Annotated in this window: 1 pseudogene; it reads left to right on the forward strand. The window is 68.7% G+C overall.

The window, feature by feature from the left end:
* Positions 1–222, forward strand: a pseudogene (locus tag ABGA94_RS20215) (hypothetical protein); the annotation flags it as partial.
* Positions 223–329: the final 107 nt, after the last annotated feature.

Genomic DNA, 329 nt, shown 5'->3' on the forward strand with positions numbered 1-329 from the left:
TATCCCTTTGCCGGCCGCCACGTGCATGAGGCGCTGGCCGCCCTGCTGGCGCTGCGCTGTACCCGCCGGCAGCGCAACAGCATCGGCTATGCGGTGAACGATCACGGCCTGGTGCTGGGCGAGGGCGCCTGCACGCTGATCCTGGAAGACCTGGAACACGCGCAGGCGCGCGGCGCCACCATCCTTGCCGAGGTGGTCGGCTACGGCACCAACAGCGATGGCTGTGAGAGCCCGTGGACCTTCTATCCTTCGGAGGCCTACCGGCAGCGCATCATCGCGAGCAGGAGCCCCATGAGTCCCAAGCTGCGCGATTGAGCCGGGCGCGTGCC

Source organism: Stenotrophomonas sp. 3diitr2024 (assembly GCF_042136455.1).
In the GTDB taxonomy this organism is placed as follows: Bacteria; Pseudomonadota; Gammaproteobacteria; order Xanthomonadales; family Xanthomonadaceae; genus Stenotrophomonas; species Stenotrophomonas sepilia.